The sequence below is a fragment of the Desulfobacterales bacterium genome, assembly GCA_034520365.1.
Classification (GTDB): Bacteria; Desulfobacterota; Desulfobacteria; order Desulfobacterales; family Desulfosalsimonadaceae; genus M55B175.
Genome location: JAXHNP010000006.1, coordinates 983,367 through 1,001,631 on the forward strand (window position 1 = coordinate 983,367; position 18,265 = coordinate 1,001,631).

General features: G+C 52.8%; 18 protein-coding genes. 8 read left to right on the forward strand and 10 right to left on the reverse strand.

Annotation, left to right across the window (positions count from 1 at the left end; translation table 11 throughout):
* Window positions 1–3 precede the first annotated feature (3 nt).
* Window positions 4–1,485: an NADH-quinone oxidoreductase subunit M gene (locus U5L07_12420; protein ID MDZ7832549.1), complete on the forward strand. Its 1,482-nt coding sequence runs from the start codon at window positions 4–6 to the stop codon at window positions 1,483–1,485.
* Window positions 1,482–2,891, forward strand: coding sequence for an NADH-quinone oxidoreductase subunit N (locus tag U5L07_12425; protein ID MDZ7832550.1), 1,410 nt, complete (start codon window positions 1,482–1,484; stop codon window positions 2,889–2,891). The genes U5L07_12420 and U5L07_12425 overlap by 4 nt, the downstream gene beginning before the upstream one ends.
* A 45-nt stretch (window positions 2,892–2,936) precedes the next feature.
* On the opposite strand, the gene U5L07_12430 is transcribed toward U5L07_12425, so the two are convergent.
* From U5L07_12430 to U5L07_12450, 5 genes are read right to left on the reverse strand one after another with little or no spacing between them, the layout of a single operon-like run.
* Window positions 2,937–4,118: a DUF1365 family protein gene (locus U5L07_12430; protein MDZ7832551.1), complete on the reverse strand. Its 1,182-nt coding sequence runs from the start codon at window positions 4,116–4,118 to the stop codon at window positions 2,937–2,939.
* Window positions 4,115–5,377: an FAD-dependent oxidoreductase gene (locus U5L07_12435; GenBank protein ID MDZ7832552.1), complete on the reverse strand. Its 1,263-nt coding sequence runs from the start codon at window positions 5,375–5,377 to the stop codon at window positions 4,115–4,117. The genes U5L07_12430 and U5L07_12435 overlap by 4 nt, the downstream gene beginning before the upstream one ends.
* Window positions 5,361–5,813 carry an SRPBCC family protein gene (locus U5L07_12440; protein ID MDZ7832553.1) on the reverse strand — a complete coding sequence of 151 codons (453 nt, stop codon included), beginning with the start codon at window positions 5,811–5,813 and terminating at the stop codon, window positions 5,361–5,363. The genes U5L07_12435 and U5L07_12440 overlap by 17 nt, the downstream gene beginning before the upstream one ends.
* A gap of 29 nt (window positions 5,814–5,842) precedes the next feature.
* Window positions 5,843–6,034, reverse strand: a complete 192-nt coding sequence (locus U5L07_12445) for a hypothetical protein (GenBank protein MDZ7832554.1) — start codon at window positions 6,032–6,034, stop codon at window positions 5,843–5,845.
* Window positions 6,035–6,049: 15 nt separating this feature from the next.
* Window positions 6,050–7,036 (reverse strand): NAD(P)H-binding protein, encoded by a 987-nt coding sequence (locus U5L07_12450; protein MDZ7832555.1) that lies wholly within the window; start codon window positions 7,034–7,036, stop codon window positions 6,050–6,052.
* A 241-nt stretch (window positions 7,037–7,277) separates the two neighbouring features.
* On the opposite strand from U5L07_12450, the gene U5L07_12455 reads away from it, so the two are divergent.
* A complete protein-coding gene (locus U5L07_12455; protein MDZ7832556.1) occupies window positions 7,278–7,727 on the forward strand; it encodes a pyridoxamine 5'-phosphate oxidase family protein in 450 nt (149 codons plus the stop codon).
* Window position 7,728: 1 nt separating this feature from the next.
* Window positions 7,729–9,921, forward strand: coding sequence for a PEP/pyruvate-binding domain-containing protein (locus U5L07_12460; protein ID MDZ7832557.1), 2,193 nt, complete (start codon window positions 7,729–7,731; stop codon window positions 9,919–9,921).
* Window positions 9,922–9,930: 9 nt separating this feature from the next.
* Here U5L07_12460 and U5L07_12465 read toward each other — a convergent pair whose 3' ends face one another.
* Complete coding sequence (locus U5L07_12465) at window positions 9,931–10,350, reverse strand: pyridoxamine 5'-phosphate oxidase family protein (protein ID MDZ7832558.1); 420 nt, start codon at window positions 10,348–10,350, stop codon at window positions 9,931–9,933.
* Window positions 10,351–10,687: 337 nt separating this feature from the next.
* On the opposite strand from U5L07_12465, the gene U5L07_12470 reads away from it, so the two are divergent.
* The 3 genes from U5L07_12470 to U5L07_12480 all read left to right on the forward strand — a co-directional run bounded on the left by U5L07_12470 (window position 10,688) and on the right by U5L07_12480 (window position 13,314).
* Entirely contained in the window at window positions 10,688–11,638 is a 951-nt protein-coding gene (locus U5L07_12470; protein ID MDZ7832559.1) for a DUF523 and DUF1722 domain-containing protein, read from the forward strand.
* A 181-nt stretch (window positions 11,639–11,819) separates the two neighbouring features.
* Window positions 11,820–12,227 carry a GatB/YqeY domain-containing protein gene (locus U5L07_12475; protein ID MDZ7832560.1) on the forward strand — a complete coding sequence of 136 codons (408 nt, stop codon included), beginning with the start codon at window positions 11,820–11,822 and terminating at the stop codon, window positions 12,225–12,227.
* Between the two features lie 367 nt (window positions 12,228–12,594).
* The gene (locus tag U5L07_12480; protein ID MDZ7832561.1) at window positions 12,595–13,314 is read left to right on the forward strand and encodes a hypothetical protein; all 720 of its coding nucleotides are present in this window, start codon (window positions 12,595–12,597) and stop codon (window positions 13,312–13,314) included.
* Between the two features lie 157 nt (window positions 13,315–13,471).
* Here U5L07_12480 and U5L07_12485 read toward each other — a convergent pair whose 3' ends face one another.
* Window positions 13,472–14,110: an HPF/RaiA family ribosome-associated protein gene (locus tag U5L07_12485; GenBank protein MDZ7832562.1), complete on the reverse strand. Its 639-nt coding sequence runs from the start codon at window positions 14,108–14,110 to the stop codon at window positions 13,472–13,474.
* A gap of 502 nt (window positions 14,111–14,612) precedes the next feature.
* Here U5L07_12485 and U5L07_12490 point away from each other — a divergent pair.
* On the forward strand, window positions 14,613–16,211 hold the full coding sequence (locus U5L07_12490; GenBank protein ID MDZ7832563.1) for a peptide chain release factor 3: 1,599 nt from the start codon (window positions 14,613–14,615) through the stop codon (window positions 16,209–16,211).
* A gap of 3 nt (window positions 16,212–16,214) precedes the next feature.
* On the opposite strand, the gene U5L07_12495 is transcribed toward U5L07_12490, so the two are convergent.
* From U5L07_12495 to U5L07_12505, 3 genes are all read right to left on the reverse strand, one after another.
* The gene (locus U5L07_12495) at window positions 16,215–16,571 is read right to left on the reverse strand and encodes a TraR/DksA C4-type zinc finger protein (GenBank protein ID MDZ7832564.1); all 357 of its coding nucleotides are present in this window, start codon (window positions 16,569–16,571) and stop codon (window positions 16,215–16,217) included.
* 57 nt (window positions 16,572–16,628) lie between these two features.
* A complete protein-coding gene (locus U5L07_12500) occupies window positions 16,629–17,153 on the reverse strand; it encodes a macro domain-containing protein (GenBank protein ID MDZ7832565.1) in 525 nt (174 codons plus the stop codon).
* A gap of 331 nt (window positions 17,154–17,484) precedes the next feature.
* Window positions 17,485–18,147: a class I SAM-dependent methyltransferase gene (locus tag U5L07_12505; protein MDZ7832566.1), complete on the reverse strand. Its 663-nt coding sequence runs from the start codon at window positions 18,145–18,147 to the stop codon at window positions 17,485–17,487.
* Window positions 18,148–18,265: the final 118 nt, after the last annotated feature.

An 18,265-nucleotide genomic window follows, 5' to 3' on the forward strand; every position in this document is an offset into this window, starting at 1 on the left:
CCGATGCTGGAACTGCATGCCGCCCAATTTCCGTTTTTAAGCCTGATTCTGATCGCCTGTGTGATCGGCCTGATCCTGGTGCTGCTTTTGCCGGAGGACCAGAAATCGGTCATCAAGTGGGTCAGCGCAGCCAGCGGCTTTGTCACCCTGCTGCTTTCAATTTACGTATTTGCAGCTTACGACAAAACCCTTAGCGGGTTCCAGTTTGTCGAACAGATCGATTGGATCCCGGCCCTGGGCATTACCTATTTAAACGGGGTGGACGGGTTCAGCGTGCCGCTTCTCCTTTTAACCGGGCTCGTCTATTTTACCGGTGTGCTCACCATGTGGGAGCTGGAAACCCGGGTAAAGGAGTTCTTTGCGCTCTTTATCATGCTTGTGACCGGGGTTTTCGGCATGTTCATGGCCTTAGACCTCTTCTTCATCTTTATCTGGTATGACGTGTCGCTGTTTCCCATGTATCTGCTGATCATCGTCTGGGGCAGCACCCGGCGCGAATACGCGGCCATGAAACTCATGCTCTACCTTTTATTCGGCAGCGCCCTGATCCTGCCCGGTCTGATCTATCTGGTGGCGGAATCCGGGCTGGGGACCTTTTCGCTGCCCATGCTGGCCAATATGGCCGAGTTTACCCCGTTTCAGCAGAAGCTGGCGTTTCTGCTGTTCTTCATCGGGTTCGGCATCCTCGCCGGTGTCTGGCCGTTTCACACCTGGTCGCCGGTGGGCCACGTGGCGGCGCCCACGGCGGTCAGCATGCTGCATGCCGGGGTTTTAATGAAAATCGGGGCCTTTGGCATCCTCCGGGTCGGCATTTTTCTCTGCCCGGAAGGGTGGCAGTTCTGGGCGCCCTTAATGGGCTTTCTGGCGACCATCGGGATCATCTACGGCGCTTTGGCCGGCCTGCGGCAGACGGATTTAAAATATGTGATCGGCTATTCCAGCGTCTCGCATATGGGGATTGTGGTCCTGGGGCTGGCCACGGTCAGTGTGGACGGGATGAACGGCGCGGTTTTTCAGATGTTTGCCCACGGCGTTATGACGGCCCTTTTCTTTTCTTCGGTGGGCTATATTTATGACAGGACGCATACCAAGGCGATTGCGGATTTGGGGGGATTGGCCAGACAGATGCCGGTGGCCTCGGGCTACTTCGTGGTGGCCGCGTTAACCGGCATCGGCGTGCCCTGTCTCGCAAGCTTCTGGGCGGAGCTTATGGTCTTTATCGCAGCATTTAAGGTCTATCCGGTCTACGGGGTTGTTGCGGTAAGCGCCCTGGTCGTAAGTGCCCTGTTTATCCTGCGGGTGGTGCAGCACGCGATTTTCGGCCCGGCCAACGAAAAGTTCGCGGATCTGCCGGATGTCTCCTTCGGGCTGGGAATCCCCCGGATGATCCTGGTGGCGGCGATTGTGATTTTCGGCCTGATGCCTTTTTTAATGTATGATACCATTCAAACCAGCGCCATGTTCCTGATAAGCGGATTGCCATGATTGTATTTGTGCCTGAACTCTATACCCTGATTGCAGCCGGTGTTTTTTTCGCCCTGTCCCTGGCATCGGATAATGCCCGCCGGGATTTCCGCCTGGCGTTTATTCTCTCCGCGGTGGGGCTTGTACTTTGCGTGGTCTGGGTCGGCAGCCGGGGCATATTATTTGCCGGCACCTATCAGGTGGACGCGTTTTCGCAGGTGTTCAAGTGCCTGCTGTACATGGGCTTTTTTCTGGTGGTCTGCCTGTGCGAAAGGCTTGACGGGGTCGAAGCCCGCCGGCACAGCGAATTCTACCTGCTGATTACCCTCTGCACCCTGGCCCTGATGCTCCTGGTCAGCTGTGTGCATCTGCTGCCCCTCTACATCGCCCTGGAGCTATCCAGCTACAGCCTCTATATCCTGGTCTATCTCAGAAAAGGCTATGAAAAGGGGATCGAGTCGGCGATCAAGTATTTTATCATCGGCGCCACGGCCTCTGCGGTCATGCTCTTCGGATTTGCCCTGCTTTACGGGACCGGCCAGTCCGGCTATCTGATTGATTTGATGCAGGAGCTGCCTACCCGAATGAACGAGCCGGTGGTGCTGATCGGGTTTATCCTGTCTTTAAGCGGCTTCTTTTTTAAGCTCGCCCTGTTTCCCTTTCACTTTTGGGCGCCGGATGCCTATGAAGGGGCGCCGCACCAGGTCGCAGCCTATATGGCCACGGTCTCAAAAGCTGCGGCCATCGCGGTTTTGCTTCGGTTGATCTCCTTAAGCGGCGGAAGTGAGCAGCTGGCCTGGTTTCTGATCGTTTTATCGATCGCGTCGATGACCATCGGCAACCTGGCCGCCGTGGTGCAGAAAGACCTGAAACGGCTGCTGGCCTTCTCCAGTGTCGCCCATGCGGGCTACGTGATGATCGGCATCCTGAGCATGAACGCGCTGGGAATATCCAGCGCCGTATTCTACGCGTTGTCGCTTATGATCATGAAATTTGTTTGTTTCATGGTGGTGGTAAAGGCATCAAACAACGGGGGAAATATTTCGATAAGCGATCTGGCGGGTCTTCATCAGCGGGCGCCCATGCTGGCCCTGGCCCTTATGCTGGCGCTTTTCGGTCTGGCCGGCATTCCGCCGACCATAGGGTTTACGGCAAAACTCCTGGTCTTTACCGCGGCCATGAAAACCGGGCTCCTGTGGCTGGTTCTTGTGGCCATGGTCAATGTGGTGATTTCGCTTTACTACTACCTTCTGGTGATCAAAGCCGCGTATTTTACCAAAGCTTCGGGCGATGCCGCGCCGATTAATGTTTCAGCGTCTCTTCAAGTCCTGGCTGTGGGACTGATTCTTGTCATGATCCTGGGCGGCATTTACCCCCATCACCTGATTGAACTGGCCCAGACCGCAGCCAGCAGCATCGGGTATTAAACCGTTTCACCCGTCTTACTCTTACTCTTACTCTTACACTTAATCTTACCCCGCCTGCCCCTCAAACAGGCGGCGGATCTTTTCCACCCGCCGGCGGTTCACCCCGAAATCCGAATACCCGGTCCGGGCGGCGGACCGTAAGTGGATCTGCCGGGCCTGCTCGTCGATTAAAAATTCCAAATCGTCTTTAAACCGCATCATCCGCGTTTCGCTGACTGCGTGGATGTAGTCGGGTTTGGCGGAAATAACGGTCGCCCGGGAAAGACTGTATAGAATATCCAGGAGCCGGGTGCGGGCCTCTTCTGGCGAACTGCTGTACTGGATCGGCGGGATATAATGGCGGCTGTTTTCCGCCATGGATGAGACGCAGTTGGGCCGGTCCGGGCAGGGCTGGAGCGAATCGTTTACAGCTCCGACAGACTCGGGCAGATTCTTTACCAGCCGGTCCGGGTAGGGGCGGATCGTCATGGGATGCGCGGGCCTGGGTTTTTCCTGAAAGGGCAGTTTTTTGCCCAGCCGGAGCTTGGCGGCCTGCCATAAAATCCGGGCCATGGTCAAATGCGGGGTAAGCGGGTGCCGAAGCATCGCGGCCAAATGGCTTCCGGCCGTGAGCGGCTTGGGCGTGCCATAGAGTCGCGCTTTGAACGCAATTTCCCCGTCACGGATCAAGTTAATCCGAATGTTTAATTCCGGCGAAAGCCGTGAAAATAAAAATTCATAGCTGCCGTCCAGAGTATTGAACGGGGAGACGAAAAAGTTTTTGTCCGCCACAAATCGGCGCTCTCCGCTTTGATTGTCGGGCTTTTCCTCAGCCGGCGAGGGGATGTAGACATGGCGCTCCCCGAATGTATTGTTGACCTCCGCCACGACGGCGGCCAGTTCATCGGATGCGGAAAAGCAGTAATAGAAGCTGACCGGATTGAAGATATAGTTAAAATACCGGGCCGAGGTAATCAGCACGATCCGGCGGATCGGCGTGTCCAGCCCTTCCTGTTTAAGATGGGCATAAAGCTTGTCCTTTATTCTGCCGGGCCCGTAATCCAGATAATCCGCATCATAGATGGATGCCGGCCGGAACCGGTTGCAGCCGAAGAGCGGGAGCTTCCGGTCCAGGGTTTCCAGTTCATCCAGGTCCAGTCCATAGAAATACAAGGGATACCGCAGCTGGTGATAAACCGGCATGAACCGGGTATGTCCGACAAATCCGGTGTAGATGACGGAGTTCATAGGGTGATCCCGAACTTTTTGCCCACGTTGACCGCCGAGATCACGGCGTCCTCGTGAAAGCCGTATCTGAAGTAGCTGCCGCAGAAATAGGTGTTATTCGGGCCGTTTAACCGGTCCAGTTGGTCCTGGGTATGAATGGCGTCAAAGGTATACATCGGGTGCGTACAGATTTTGTCGTTTATGACTTGATCCGCCGACACCTCGCGGAGCGGATTCAGGGTCACCAGGTAGTCCTGCCGGGTGTTTAAGTTCTGGAGCTGATTCATGTAATAGGTCATGAAAAGCGGCTTATCCCTTTCAGCCGGGGCCTCCCGGATATAATTCCAGGAGGCTCGCGCCCGCTCGATCGGCGGCAGGAAGTCCGGATCCGTATGGAGCAGCACCCGGTTTTCCGAATACTGCCATGCGCCCAGCAGCTTCTTTTCATCCGGCGTGGGATCTGTCAGCATATTCAGTGCCTCATCCGCATGCGCGGCAATGACCACCGCATCAAATGTTTCCTCGCCCGCCTCATGCTGAACGCGCACGCCTCCGTTTTCCCGGACAATGGACCGGACCGGGCAGCTGGTATGGATTTGCCCGGGAAACTGCGCTTTGAATGCCTTGACATAGGAATGGCTGCCCCCGGTCACGGTATACCACTGGGGGTGCATCTTCACTTTAAGCAGCCCGTGGTTTGAAAAAAACCGGGCAAATGTCTGTGCCGGAAATTCGAGCATTTTGACATCCGGCGTGGACCATATAGCCGCGCCCATGGGGATGATGTATTTTTCAATAAAAGCTTTACCGAATCCGTATTTGTTCAGGTACTCCCCTAAGGTGAGCTGGTTTAGCTCCTTTGAATCCAAAAGCTTTTGGGTTTTGCGGTTAAAACGCAGAATCTCGGTAATCAGCCGCCAGAAGCGGGGATTCAGGATGTTTTTTCGGTCCGCCAGGATGTTTCGGCTGGAATACTGAAACCCGGTCCGGCGGTCAAAATAGCTGAACGACATGTTGCTTTTTTGCTTTTCAACGCCGAGCTGTGTTAAAAATTCGATAAAATTGGGATACGTAAGGTCATTGAAGACGATAAACCCCATGTCCACACAGGTACCGGCATCCGGGCCGTCTTCTATCGTAATCGTCCGGGTGTGGCCGCCCAGATAGGAGTCCGCCTCGAATATGGTCACATCATGTTTGCGCTGCAAGAGATAGGCGGAAACAATGCCGGCCACGCCGGCACCCACGACAGCAATCGATTGTTTAGCCTCGGTGTTCATCTGTCCTCTCTTCGGTAATGGCATGGTAGCGTTTTTCTGAAGCGGTTTTTATCGCGAAAAGCAGCTGCCGGGTTAGAATGTGCAGCCGCCTGGGCACGCCGATCAGCCGGGCCGGCCAAAGCATGAAGCCGGAAAATGTTTCAACGCTCTCGAGCCTCACTTGACTTTCGGCCGGTTCAAAATTAAATGTATGCGCTGCGCGAATCCCCCATTTTTGCCCGGTCCATGTCACCGACCGGCCCGGGTCGCAATCGGTCACCACCGGCGCGATCCGCATGGGCAGGATCAGGGGGTTTAATTCAAACGATATGCAAGCGCCTTTGGTTATGGCATCTCCTGTTTCAAACCGGCATTCCCGGCAGACCGGATTCCAGTCCGTCCAGTGCTCGATTTCCGAGAAGACCTCCCAAACGGCCTCAATTGGGGCATCGATCATAACTGTTTCGCGGATGATCATTAAATGAACTATTCGCTTTGATCCGGATCCACCACATCAATGTTGCTGGCATAGCGGCCCACCGTGCCGTCATCCACGCAGTTATCAAGCTCTTCCTCAGTGGCTTCCCGCACATTTTTCAGTGCCTCCAGCGGACAGACGAATTCATTGCCCTTTTCGTCCTTTACCCGCACATACACGTCTTTCTTTGTGTCCGTCATTTGATACGCTCCTTTTTAGGCAGGTTTTGATAAAAAGCACGACTGCTGTGACAACAGCTTGCCCGGTCCTTTCTCCGCTTCAGCCAGGGCATTGCAGATGGCCTGTTCCATATTGACCAGCTGCAGCGGAATTACTTCCCGAATGCGATTTTCACGGCAGACCGCGGGCGTCCGGAGTCCCTCGGCCAGCGGAAAGACGATCCCGGAGGGCACCGGCGTGATCATCGCCACCCAGTAAGTGGATAAAAGGGTCTGGGAAAAAGGCACCCCAACGATGAAGCGCTTCAGACTCCGCACCCGGGCATACATACGCATCAGATCAACATAGCTTAAAACTTCCGGGCCGCCGATGTCATATGTGGCGCCGGCGGTCTCAGGCGTTTCAAGGGCGCCGGCCAGGTAATCCAGGACATTTTCGACGGAAATGGGCTGGGATTGGGTGTAAATCCATCTCGGGCAGAGCATGATGGGCAGGCGCTCCACCAGGTATCGGATAATTTCAAACCCGGCGCCGCCGGCCCCTATAATTACAGCCGCCCTGAAAACCGTGGTTTTTGATTGGCCCGAGCTTAAAATTTTGCCTACCTCCTGACGGCTGGCAAGATGCGGGGATATGTGGCCCGAAATCTCGCCTAAGCCGCCGAGGTAGATAATCCGGTCAAGCCCGGTTTTATCCGCGGCATTAACAAAATTCTGCGCGGCCGTGCGGTCGCGCTCCTCAAATTTGGCCATCTTCCGGAAGCTTTTGCCGCCCATGGAATGGACCAGATAATAGGCGATGTCAATGCCGTCCAGGGCCTTTTCGATCGATTCCGGATCCAGCAGGTCGCCGTAGACCACTTCCGGCTCGTTTTTTAACGGGACCGAAAGATTTAACTCTTCCGGCGGCCGAACCATGCACCGGACCCGGTACCCCTTTTCATCCAGCTTATACAGCAGCCGTTTGCCGATAAATCCCGTGGGGCCGGTAACCAATATCCTGGGGGAAGTCTGCTCTGCCATTCTGATTACAGCGCCTTTCTCGATTAAATGTTCATATGAATGTTATTCGTCTTAATCTTACTCTTACTCTTAATCTTACTCTTAATCTTAATCTTAATCTCAATCCTAATCTTTCTCTTGCGCTTAATCCTACTATTAATAATAATCTCCATTATTGCATATGCACAAATTTTCGCCATCTTAAATTTAGGCATTATCATATGTTAAGTATATTCATTATTTGACGAACAGGGTAGGCATTATGCGGGACAACAGTCAGGTGTGGCAGCGGCTCACCGACCTATTTGCCGGACAGAAACTGGCCGTCGTATCGACGAATCAGCCCGACGGCCATCCCTATGCCAGTCTGGTTGCATTCGTGGCATCCGAGGATCTAAAGTGCATGTATTTTGCCACCTCAAGGGCCACCCGAAAATACGCCAATCTTCAAAAAGATGGCCGAACGGCCATGCTTGTTAATAACAGCCGCAATCAATCGTCAGATTTTTATCAGGCCATGGCGGCTACCGGCATCGGCCATTCAGTGGAACTCTCAGACGATGCGGCACAAGCGGCGCGGCAGCGATATATTGAACGGCATCCCTATCTCGAAGATTTTGTCAAATCCCCGTCCTGCGCATTTTTTCAGGTGACCCTGAAGACTTACTATTTGGTTGAAAACTTTCAGAATGTGACGGAGGTCCATCTTTAAAATGAAATGGGTCATTCCGGCAGCCGAGCTTACGCCGGCGGACCGCAGCCGCGTGGGCGGCAAGGCCTATATGCTCTCCCTGCTGGATAAAGGCGGATTCGCGATTCCCAAAACTCTTTGCATTCCCATAGAGGCGTATTCGGCATATATCGATCAAACCGGCTTGCGGGAGCGGATTCAGGCGGAGCTTTTTCGAAAAGATTTTTCGGAAATGCGCTGGGAAGAGATGTGGGACTGCGCGCTGCGCATCCGGCACATGGTTTCCAAAAAGCCGCTGCCCGAGGAAATGGCCGAGGAGATATCATCCGCGGTGACAGCGGCTTTTGGCGACCGCCCGGTCGCCCTGCGGTCGTCGGCAGCGGATGAAGATACGGCGGCCCATTCATTTGCGGGCATTCATGAGTCCTACATCAATATCAAGGGGGCTGATGAAATCTTGACCCATCTTCGCAAGGTGTGGGCCTCCCTATGGTCAGATGCGGCATTGCTCTACCGCCGGGAAATCGGCCTGGATGTTCAGACCAGTGCCATGGCCGTGGTCATCCAGGAAGTGATCAACGGGGAGTGTTCCGGCATCGTTTTTACCCGAAATCCGGCAGATAAACGGCAGGCGGTGGTCGAAGCGGTACACGGGTTGAACCAGGCCCTTGTGGACGGCGCTGTTGAGCCGGACCGGTGGATCTTTGACCGGAAAACCAAAAAAATGGTGACCCATACAGCGGCTAAACGGGAGCAGTGGATGCGGCCGGCCGGCACAGGGGTTTTGCTGGAGGACCTGCCTTCGGCCAAAACCGGCATGCCGCCGCTGGATATGGAAGATGCGGCCGGCGTTTTTCTAAATTCCCTGTCCATTGAAAGCTTTTTTCAAGCCCCCCAGGATATAGAGTGGACCAGGGATCATCACAGCTTGGTTTTCCTGCAGGCGCGCCCGATTACGGCCGCTTCTGAAAAAGGGGCCGGAGATGACCGCGCCTGGTATCTCAGTCTTCGCCGAACCTATGATAATCTCAGGGCGCTTTGGACGAAAATTGAAACCGAACTGGTGCCGGGGATGATCGACGCCGCGGAGAAGCTTGCTGAGACAGATCTTGCCGCTTTTTCAACAGACGCCCTGGCAGAAGAGATTAAACGGCGAAAGGCCGTTTATGATAAATGGCATGCCGTCTACTGGGCGGATTTCATTCCGTTTGCCCATGGAATGCGGCTTTTTGGAGAAATTTATAATGATATTATCCAGCCGGAAGATCCCTATGAGTTTGTCAATATTTTGTCAGCCGGCGAATTGATGAGCCTGGACCGGAACCGGCATCTGGAAACCCTCTCAAATATGGTTCGAAGCAACCCGTCTTTGGCAGATGCCCTTAAAATTGGGGATGAGTCCTCTTTTCCCCGGGAGTTCGCAGAGGTCCTGGCTGATTTCAACCACCGCTTCGGCGATGTTTCCTGCGGGATGACCGACGCCTCGGGCTGTCAGCCGGATCCCGGCATGATGTACCGGCTGCTTTTAAATATGGCCGAAAAGCCGTCCGCGGAGCGACCTTCCGGGCCGTCCGCGTCGACCCCGGCGGAGCGGGCCTCCCAATTTGTGGCCCTGTTTCCGGGGGCCGGGTCGGTAAGCGCGCAGGATCTTCTGGATCTGGCCCGTGCCAGCTACCGGATGCGCGATGATGATAATATTTATCTGGGCCGGATCGAAGCCCGGCTATATGCGGCGGTCAATGAAGGAAAAGACCGGCTGGCGGGAGCCAGCGGCCCGACTGATAACCCCGGCACGCAGGCGCTGAAAGATGCCCTCAAAGAAGTGGCGACCCATGAAAAACCGGCTCAGGAGGTGTCCGCCGGGGCGGTCGAAGGGCATATTCGTCCCCGGCAGCTTCGGGGCCAGCCCGCCGGGCCGGGCTTTGCCCGCGGAACCGCCCGCGTGGTGCTGACCGTTGCGGATCTGGAAAACTTCAAGCCGGGGGATATAATGGTTTGCGATGCGGTTGAGCCGAACATGACATTTATTGTGCCGCTTGTCGGCGCAATTGTTGAACGGCGCGGGGGTATGCTGATTCATGGCGCGATTATCGCCCGGGAATACGGGCTGCCCTGTGTTACCGGCATTTCCGGGGCCACCCGGGTGATTCGGACCGGCGACCGCATAACCGTTGACGGGTATTTAGGGATTGTCACCATCATGTCCGGCGATTAAAAAAACCGATCAGGCCACTGTTTCGCGATAGGCGCCGGTTAACCCGTTTAAAAAAACCAATGATTTGGCATGAATGCAGATGTAGGCCGCATCCGGCTGACTCACGAAATCATTGAGGTAGGGGTGGGCATTTAACAAAAGTTCCCGGATTTGTTCTTTTTCGGTATCTGACTGGATTTGCGCACATTCGCCTTCAATGGTCAGGGCCTGGGCCGCCTCGGAATCCCGGGAGTCGATCAGCAGGCTTACCATGGGGTTTTCGGTTAGATTGCTGAACTTGCGGGTATTCCGATGGGTTGCCATGTAAATGCGGGTGCAGTCTCGATCTGCCGCATAGGCCATCAGCGAGCAGTAAGGCTGGTTGCCTGTGGCCGTGGCCAGCACGCAGTGGCGTCTTTTTCGAATCAGTTCCTTTATATCGTCTCGCATGCGGGTCCCTTCTTCACGGGTTTTAGGTTTTGGGTATTAGGTGTTAGGTGTAAAACTTAAGGTTTCAGTGTTCAGTGTTCAGGTATGCCAAAAATTTTACTAAAATTTTGGTTCGTTCACATACTGTTTCCTGAAACCTGAAACCTGAAACCTGAAACCTATTATTACTTTTTCCCCTCAGTGCCTCAGTGCCTTTTAAGTTACTTTCACGCTCGGCCCCCGGCGGCGGCCCGGGGGGATTCCTTTCTAAGGAATGGATTTATTTTGCTTTTTGTACCAGATCTATTTATAGTTATAATGTTTGGTCATGAATATCAACCGGGAAAGGACAAAGATTATGGAAAATCGGGTTAAACTGGGCATCAGTTCCTGTCTGCTGGGGGAAAATGTCCGCTGGAACGGCGGCCACAAGCTGGATCATTTTCTCCGCGACACCCTCGGTCAATACGTGGAATACGTGCCGGTATGCCCGGAGGTTGAGGCCGGATTCGGTATTCCGCGGGAAACTCTCCGTTTAGTGGGCGATATTGAAAACCCCCGGCTGGTGAAAACCAAGTCGCAGACCGACCATACCGAGCAGATGCTTGAATATGCGAAAAAGCGGGTCAAAGAGCTGGAGAAGGAGAATTTGTGCGGATTTATTTTTAAAAAGGATTCGCCCAGCAGCGGATTGGAGAGGGTCAAGGTATACAATGAAAAGGGCATGCCCGAGAAAAAGGGCGTCGGGTTGTTTGCCCGGGCATTCACCGATCATTTTCCCCTGATCCCTGTTGAAGAAGAGGGCCGGCTTCACGACCCGCTCCTTCGGGAGAATTTTATCGAGCAGATTTTTACCTTTAAGCGGTGGCGGGACAGGGTGGCGGAAAAGCCGAGCATCGGGAAGGTGGTGGATTTTCATTCCCGGAACAAACTCCTGATCATGGCCCACAGTCCGGAATACGGTAGATCCATGGGAAAACTCGTGGCCGGCGCCAAGCAGATGGGCCTGGATGCCTTCTACCGAGAGTACGAGGAACAGTTGATAGCCGCGCTGCGCCTAAAACCGACGGTGAAAAAGCATATCAATGTGCTCCAGCATATTATGGGCTATTTTAAGAAGCAGCTCACCAGCGATGAAAAGCAGGAACTTCTGGAGGTATTCGAGCAGTTTACAAAAGGCTATGTGCCGCTGGTGGTGCCCATGACCCTGATCAATCATTATGTCCGCAAATACGAGCAGCCCTACCTTGCCATACAGACTTACCTGAATCCGCATCCGGTGGAACTGAAACTGCGGACGCATACGTGATGGTCCGGGAAAGTCTGCCTGTACCGTCTTACTCTTAACTGTCATTTATCGAGCGGCAGCGAGAAATCTTTTAAAGATTCCTCGTCACTGTCGTTCCTCGAATGACAGGGGCGGAAGGCATTGGAATAACGAAATATATTTTTGCATATAACAGTCGTTTTAAAATAAAGGAGTTTGCGTCATGCGCATTCAGGAGCAGATCAAACAGGATCTGAAACAGGCGATGAAGGATAAGGACGAGGAGAAGAAGAACACCCTGCGGATTATCATCGGTGAGTTCGGCCGGGCCGAAGCCAAGGAGTTATCCGATGACGAGGTGATAAAAATTGTCCGCAAACTGATCAAGTCCGAGCAGGAATCCCTGGCGCAGTCCGGCAAATCCGCATCGGATTCCCGATACATTCAAATCCTTGAATCCTATCTGCCGCAGATGGCCTCGGATGAAGAAATCCGCCGGTGGATTGCTGAAAATCTCGATTTCTCCAATTACAAAAACAAGATGCAGGCCATGCGCGACATCATGGCGCACTTCGGCGCCAGTGCAGACGGCAATCAGGTGAAGCAGATTCTTCAGAGTATCGGGTATTAGACATTCGTTCAAAGTAGGTTGGGTTGAGCCTTCCAGTGTTGGGTTTCGTTCCTCAACCCAACCTACTATATCGTCTTGCCAGAGGTTTAAAGGCGAAACCCAACGAAGCCATGCTTGTTTTTTACAAAAATGTATTATAAATACAATAATAAAACAAAAATGTAATAAATTAGATTTGCTGATTTTTTGACAGTTATTTATAACTTACCGATATAATATATAATATATAAAAAATGCATAGTTGGCACGTTTCCTGCCCATAGGAAAGACATTTAGGCAGACAATCAATTAACGGGTGTGTAAACCGGACTCTCAGGCCCGGAGCTCATCCCAAATTTAAATGTCATTTTCTATAGGAGGAAAAAGAATGAAAAAAGCATGGGTTGTGGTATTGTCCGTATTATTTCTGGCCTTAGGGGCCGCCGGAACCGCCTTTGGTGCAGAGGCAACAGCCGGGGCTGATGTCGCCTCGGCTTACGTATGGCGGGGAATTACCTTTAATGACGGGTTTGTTGTGCAGCCCTATGTGGATGTGGCCGCCGGAAACGGATTCGCCATTAATGTCTGGGGCAACTATGATATTGACGATTATGACAATACCCTGGATGACAATGAATTCTCAGAGATCGATCTCACCCTGTCCTACGGATTTTCCCTTGAGCCGGTGGATATTACCGTGGGCCATATCGAATACTTGTTTCCAAACGGGGGTGCGGGAACCAGCGAGGTCTTTTTAAGCGCCTATATTTCGCCCCTCGACGGAATCTCCGCAGGCATTGATGCCTATTATGACTATGATGAGGTGGAGGATTATTATGTTTCCGCAAGCCTGGCCTATGATGTCACCCTGGATTCCGGTCTGGGTCTGGGGGCCGGGGCGTCTGCCGGCTATGCGGGTGAGGATTTCACCATCGGCCCGGATGACGGGTTTCATGAATATACGTTTTCCGCCAATGCATCCTATCCAGTCACCGATGCCATCGGGTTTTCCGCGTTTATCGCCTATACAGACACGTTTGATGAAGATGTGCTGCCCGAGCAGGATGTGGATCTTTTCGGCGGCGGCGGCTTTTCCTGGAGCTTCTGATGCGGCGGTTATCTTTATAAATTGATTGGCAGGAGGGGGCATGCGCCATAGCGGTATGCCCCCTGTTAATAGCTTAAATGTAGGGTATTCAATACGATATTATGTTATTCCGGACGCTTCCGCCGCTGTCATTTAGAGAAACGAAAGTGACGCGGGTTTACGGCGCCCAGCCCTCGGGCACCTCCATGTCCGCCTTTTTCTTTTTGGAAACCCGGCTGCCGGGTTTATCCACGATTTGGACCGTGCTGGCCTGGGGCCCTTTTTCCCCTTCGGTCTGAACCAGCCGAACACCCGTGCCGATCTCCAGTCTGTCAAAATCCTCGTGAATCACACTGTTCTGGTGAAAATAAACTTCTCTGCCCTCCAGTGTCTTGATAAATCCGTAACCCTCCTCGGGAAACAGCCGAACCACCAGCCCGGTCAGTTCCGCCTCGTTATTATCATTATTCGGCTTGTTATTCTTAACATGATCTTCCTGTTTGCCCTTGATCTTTTTAAGCTGACGTTCCATGGCATGAAACGCATCGGTAATCACCTTGCGAAGCCCTTCGTGCATTTCCCCTTTTCCGGATTCGCGGCGGGTCACCAATTCCTTGCCGGGCGGCAGCCGGAGGTCAATGCGCACCCGGAACTGATTGCCGCTTTTTTGATATTCCTGGGGTTGTTCCACCGATACCCGGCAGCTGATGATGCTGTCATGCAGCCGGTCAAGCTTGGCGGCTTTTTCATGAATCAGGGTTTCAATGGCATCGCTTTTGGTGACATTTCGGTAGGTAATTTCCAGAGGCTGCTTCATGATTTCACCTTTCAGGTTTTGTGATTCCAAAATGTTTTTAAGGCAATTTATTCCTAAAGGATTTACATCCTTTAAGAAAAACATAACGATGCGAAACGGCCGGGTCAATCCGTGTTTCGTCAAAGAAGAAAGAAAAGAGTGGGTTGTTTTTAAAAGAACAGAATATGCTTGACAAAAGGGTTGTGATTAAAGTACATGAGTCCGTCTATGGAATATTTATACTCATTTTCGCCTGTTTTTTTTTCAATGATGCGTATCCAAAGCTTGCCGGCCAAGCATGACCGGCCCTTCGGCAGCATCCTTTCCGTCGTGCCGACGCCGCCCTGAAGACGCGTTTTAGATCCCCCCATCGCGCCAACGACCGCAAAACCCAACAATTTTTTCGCTGTTTTCAGTTTTTACCCTCCCGAAGCATGCAAGAGATTGAGATCCGGCTGTTTTGGGGGCTCGGGAAAGGCGCTGAATTATTTATTAGAAACCGATAGATCAACAACCAATGCATATGAAAAATTTGAATCTCCAATTTGAAAACCCGGAAATACAAAGGCGACGAACTTTCGGCATCATCAGTCATCCGGATGCCGGTAAAACGACCCTTACTGAAAAGCTGCTGCTTTTCGGCGGGGCCATCCAGATGGCTGGCGCAATCAAGGCCCGCAAAGCCAATCGGCATGCGGCGAGCGACTGGATGGCCGTTGAACAGGAGCGCGGGATTTCCGTGACCAGTTCGGTAATGAAATTCAATTACCATGATTACGAGATAAATCTGCTGGACACGCCCGGCCACCAGGATTTTTCCGAGGATACCTACCGGGTTTTGACTGCCGTGGACAGCGCCGTCATGGTTATCGACAGCGTCAAGGGCGTTGAAACCCAGACCCGCAAATTGATGGAAGTCTGTCGGATGCGTAACACGCCGATCCTGACGTTTATCAATAAGCTGGACCGTGAAGGGATGGCGCCGCTGGATGTGCTCGCCGATATCGAAGACACGCTTCAGATCGAATGCGCGCCGCTTTCCTGGCCCATCGGGATGGGCAAAAGATTTCGTGGTACATACAACCTCTATCATAAGGAATTGACTCTTTTTGCCCCGGGCCGGGAAGAGCTGACCGATGACGGGATAACCATTAGCGACCTTGCCGATCCGATGCTCGACGATCTTCTGGGCAGTCAGGCGGAGGCCCTGCGGGAAGACGTCGCGCTGCTGGAGGGGGCGGCCACCCCCTTTGATTTGACGGAATTTCTCAAGGGAAATCAGACGCCTGTCTTCTTCGGCAGCGCCATAAATAACTTTGGGGTCAGGGAACTGCTGGATACGTTTGTGGATATTGCGCCCCCGCCCTTGCCCCGGCCTGCCGCAAATCGTACCGTCCACCCCGAAGAAGAGGCATTTTCCGGGTTTGTCTTTAAAATCCAGGCGAATATGGACCCGGCGCACCGCGACCGCATCGCCTTTCTCCGGATCTGTTCGGGCCGCTTCCGTCGGGGCATGCGGGTGCGGCATCACCGGATCGGCAAGGAAATCCAGATTGCCAACCCGATTATTTTTATGGCCCGGGACCGCTCTTTTGTGGAAGAAGCCTGGCCCGGCGACATCATCGGTATCCATAATCATGGCACCATCCGGATCGGGGATACTTTTTCGGAAAAAGAGGCGCTGGCCTTTACCGGTATTCCGAATTTTGCCCCTGAATGTTTCCGGCGGGTGAATTTGAAGTCGCCATTAAAAGCCAAACAGCTCCAGAAGGGCCTGCATCAGCTCGTTGAGGAAGGCGCCGTGCAGTTGTTCCAGCCGCTGATCGGAAATCAGTTGATCCTGGGGGCGGTGGGCGAGCTTCAGTTCGAGGTCACAAAAGGCCGGCTTAAGACTGAATATGGCGTTGATGCGGAATATGAACCGGTGGATTATGTGACGGCCCGATGGGTAAGCTGCGAGGACAAGAAAACGCTGGCAGATTTTGAAAGAGCCAATAAAAAAGCGCTGGCAAAAGATTCTGAGGGGTATTTAACCTATCTGGCCCCCACCCCTTGGCAGTTGAAGCTTATGGCCGAGGACTGGCCGGCCATCCAATTCCATAAAACCCGGGAATGTCAGTAGTCTTTATGATCGCGACTCCGCATTCTGGGCGCATGTAATGCAATTCAGGATGCTGGGATCTGAGCTCAGCCGTCCTTCGGCGATTTCTTCGTCGCAGATCATGCAGTAGCCGTAATCGCCTTCGCGCATTCGATCAAGGGCGGTCAGAATGCGTCTTCGCTCAAACTCCGTGAGCCGGTCAGTGGCCTGGGACATGGCCTGCTGCTGCAGGGCATCCATGCGCGTGAGGCGCCCGGTTCGCCCCTGATCCAGTTCAACCGGGCCGGATTGGCTTTTACGCGTGTCCTGCTGTGCTGTTATTTCAACAAGCCGTTTTTCAAGGCGATTTTTATAATATTCCAGGTCAATGTCTTTGCGCATTGCTGAATTGCTCCATGAAAAATGATCGATGCCTTCGGAAAGGCGGTGGTGTATGCCTCAGCCCATTAATTCTTCGTAGGCTTCGTAATCCGATTGGCTATAGAGAACCAGCCGGATTTTTTTAACGTATTCAAGCTGCGGGGCCTGATCCCGGATGACCTGCAGGGCTATCCGGGCGGCTTCTTTTAATGGGAAACCAAACGCCCCTGTCGAAATCGCCGGGAATGCAATGGCATCAATTTTGTGTTCATCAGCCAGTTTCAGCGCATTGCAATAACAATCGGCCAGCAGCTTATCCGCCGGCTCATCCCTGCCGTATATCGGCCCCAGACAGTGAATGACATATTTGTTGGGCAAATTATGGCCGCCGGATATAACGGCTTCGCCCGGCTTGATGGGCGCCATTGGCCGGCACTCTTCAGCCAGTCCGGGACCGGCGGCCATGTGAAGCGCACCGGCCACGCCGCCTCCCATTTCAAGCCGCGCATTGGCGGCATTGACAACGGCGGTCATGTCGTTTTGGCGGGCAATATCCCCCTTTGCCAATTCCACTTCAACCCCGTTAAATGCTTTTTTCAACATAGCCACCTCCTTTGAAAAGGGCATTCATGCTTTATCGGCATAAATACAAAATATTCCCCCCGGGCCGCGGGCGGCCGGGAGTGAGCTAAAAATAACTTAATGATATAAATTTATGAAAATTCAATCTCTGCTGATTCGTACTCGTACTCGTGCTCGTACTCGTAATCGGCTTTTGATTTTTTCGAGTACGATTACGAGGCGGGCACGGTGGCCCGCCCTACGAATGGGGAAAAACCCGATTCATCGTAGGGTCGGCCACCGTGCCGACCATAAATTCTTGATTTCATTAACCTAATACCTAATACCCAAAACCTAAAACCCGATAAGTTATTTAGAAGTCTTTGGAACTGCTGTCCCCGCCATTCTGGAACAGGCAGAATTTTTTTCCGTCCCTGAATACGATCCTTAAGGCAAAATGCGCCGCGATCCAGTCAAATGTGTCTGAATTGTAAAAACAAACATGCGTGGGGTCGCGGTGATACCACCACCCGGCGAATTTTTCCGGGCCGGGATGAAACATCGTGCGAACCGCCAGATATCCCCCCGCATTTAAATGATCTTTCAGCGTACTCAATTCCCAGTAGGGATCGCTGAGATGCTCAAAAACTTCCGTGGCGGTGATTAAGTCATAGCTTTTCATTTTATAGGTTGCTTCAGGATAAAAATAGGGATCATACACATCCGCTGTCAAGCCTCTCTTCGCCAGCAAATCAGCAAGTACCGGCGTGGGCCCGCAGCCGAAGTCGAGCGCAGTAAAAATGTTTTGTAAGTATGGTGTCACCAGATGATTGAGAAATTCAGTCAGCATCTTCACATACCCGTCATTTTCATGGGTGTTATGATGCTCCAGGTAACGTTTGCGCTCAGCCTCAGGCCCGGGCAGGCCGGTCTCATCAATAAAGATCAGACTGCAGTGGGCGCAGTGGTAATAGGTTTTGGCGGCTGCCGTTATTTTCGATATTTCTGATCTTCCGCAGAGTTTGCAGTCTGTCATGATTTTATCCCTATGATATCCCATCTACTCCCAAAAATCCGAGGCATTGTCAATTATGGTTCCCTGTCTTATTGACCCCCATGCACGGATTGTGTACGATAGGATACGCTGTTTCCGC

Bases quoted from the DNA above. Each gene is read 5' to 3' on its own strand.
- U5L07_12465 (MDZ7832558.1), bottom strand. From the start codon at position 10,350: ATGCGAGACGATATAAAGGAACTGATTCGAAAAAGACGCCACTGCGTG.
- U5L07_12430 (MDZ7832551.1), bottom strand. From the start codon at position 4,118: ATGAACTCCGTCATCTACACCGGATTTGTCGGACATACCCGGTTCATG.
- U5L07_12475 (MDZ7832560.1), top strand. From the start codon at position 11,820: ATGCGCATTCAGGAGCAGATCAAACAGGATCTGAAACAGGCGATGAAG.
- U5L07_12440 (MDZ7832553.1), bottom strand. From the start codon at position 5,813: ATGATCGATGCCCCAATTGAGGCCGTTTGGGAGGTCTTCTCGGAAATC.
- U5L07_12455 (MDZ7832556.1), top strand. From the start codon at position 7,278: ATGCGGGACAACAGTCAGGTGTGGCAGCGGCTCACCGACCTATTTGCC.
- U5L07_12435 (MDZ7832552.1), bottom strand. From the start codon at position 5,377: ATGAACACCGAGGCTAAACAATCGATTGCTGTCGTGGGTGCCGGCGTG.
- U5L07_12500 (MDZ7832565.1), bottom strand. From the start codon at position 17,153: ATGTTGAAAAAAGCATTTAACGGGGTTGAAGTGGAATTGGCAAAGGGG.
- U5L07_12480 (MDZ7832561.1), top strand. From the start codon at position 12,595: ATGAAAAAAGCATGGGTTGTGGTATTGTCCGTATTATTTCTGGCCTTA.
- U5L07_12420 (MDZ7832549.1), top strand. From the start codon at position 4: ATGCTGGAACTGCATGCCGCCCAATTTCCGTTTTTAAGCCTGATTCTG.
- U5L07_12495 (MDZ7832564.1), bottom strand. From the start codon at position 16,571: ATGCGCAAAGACATTGACCTGGAATATTATAAAAATCGCCTTGAAAAA.
- U5L07_12450 (MDZ7832555.1), bottom strand. From the start codon at position 7,036: ATGGCAGAGCAGACTTCCCCCAGGATATTGGTTACCGGCCCCACGGGA.
- U5L07_12490 (MDZ7832563.1), top strand. From the start codon at position 14,613: ATGAAAAATTTGAATCTCCAATTTGAAAACCCGGAAATACAAAGGCGA.
- U5L07_12485 (MDZ7832562.1), bottom strand. From the start codon at position 14,110: ATGAAGCAGCCTCTGGAAATTACCTACCGAAATGTCACCAAAAGCGAT.
- U5L07_12445 (MDZ7832554.1), bottom strand. From the start codon at position 6,034: ATGACGGACACAAAGAAAGACGTGTATGTGCGGGTAAAGGACGAAAAG.
- U5L07_12425 (MDZ7832550.1), top strand. From the start codon at position 1,482: ATGATTGTATTTGTGCCTGAACTCTATACCCTGATTGCAGCCGGTGTT.
- U5L07_12470 (MDZ7832559.1), top strand. From the start codon at position 10,688: ATGGAAAATCGGGTTAAACTGGGCATCAGTTCCTGTCTGCTGGGGGAA.
- U5L07_12460 (MDZ7832557.1), top strand. From the start codon at position 7,729: ATGAAATGGGTCATTCCGGCAGCCGAGCTTACGCCGGCGGACCGCAGC.
- U5L07_12505 (MDZ7832566.1), bottom strand. From the start codon at position 18,147: ATGACAGACTGCAAACTCTGCGGAAGATCAGAAATATCGAAAATAACG.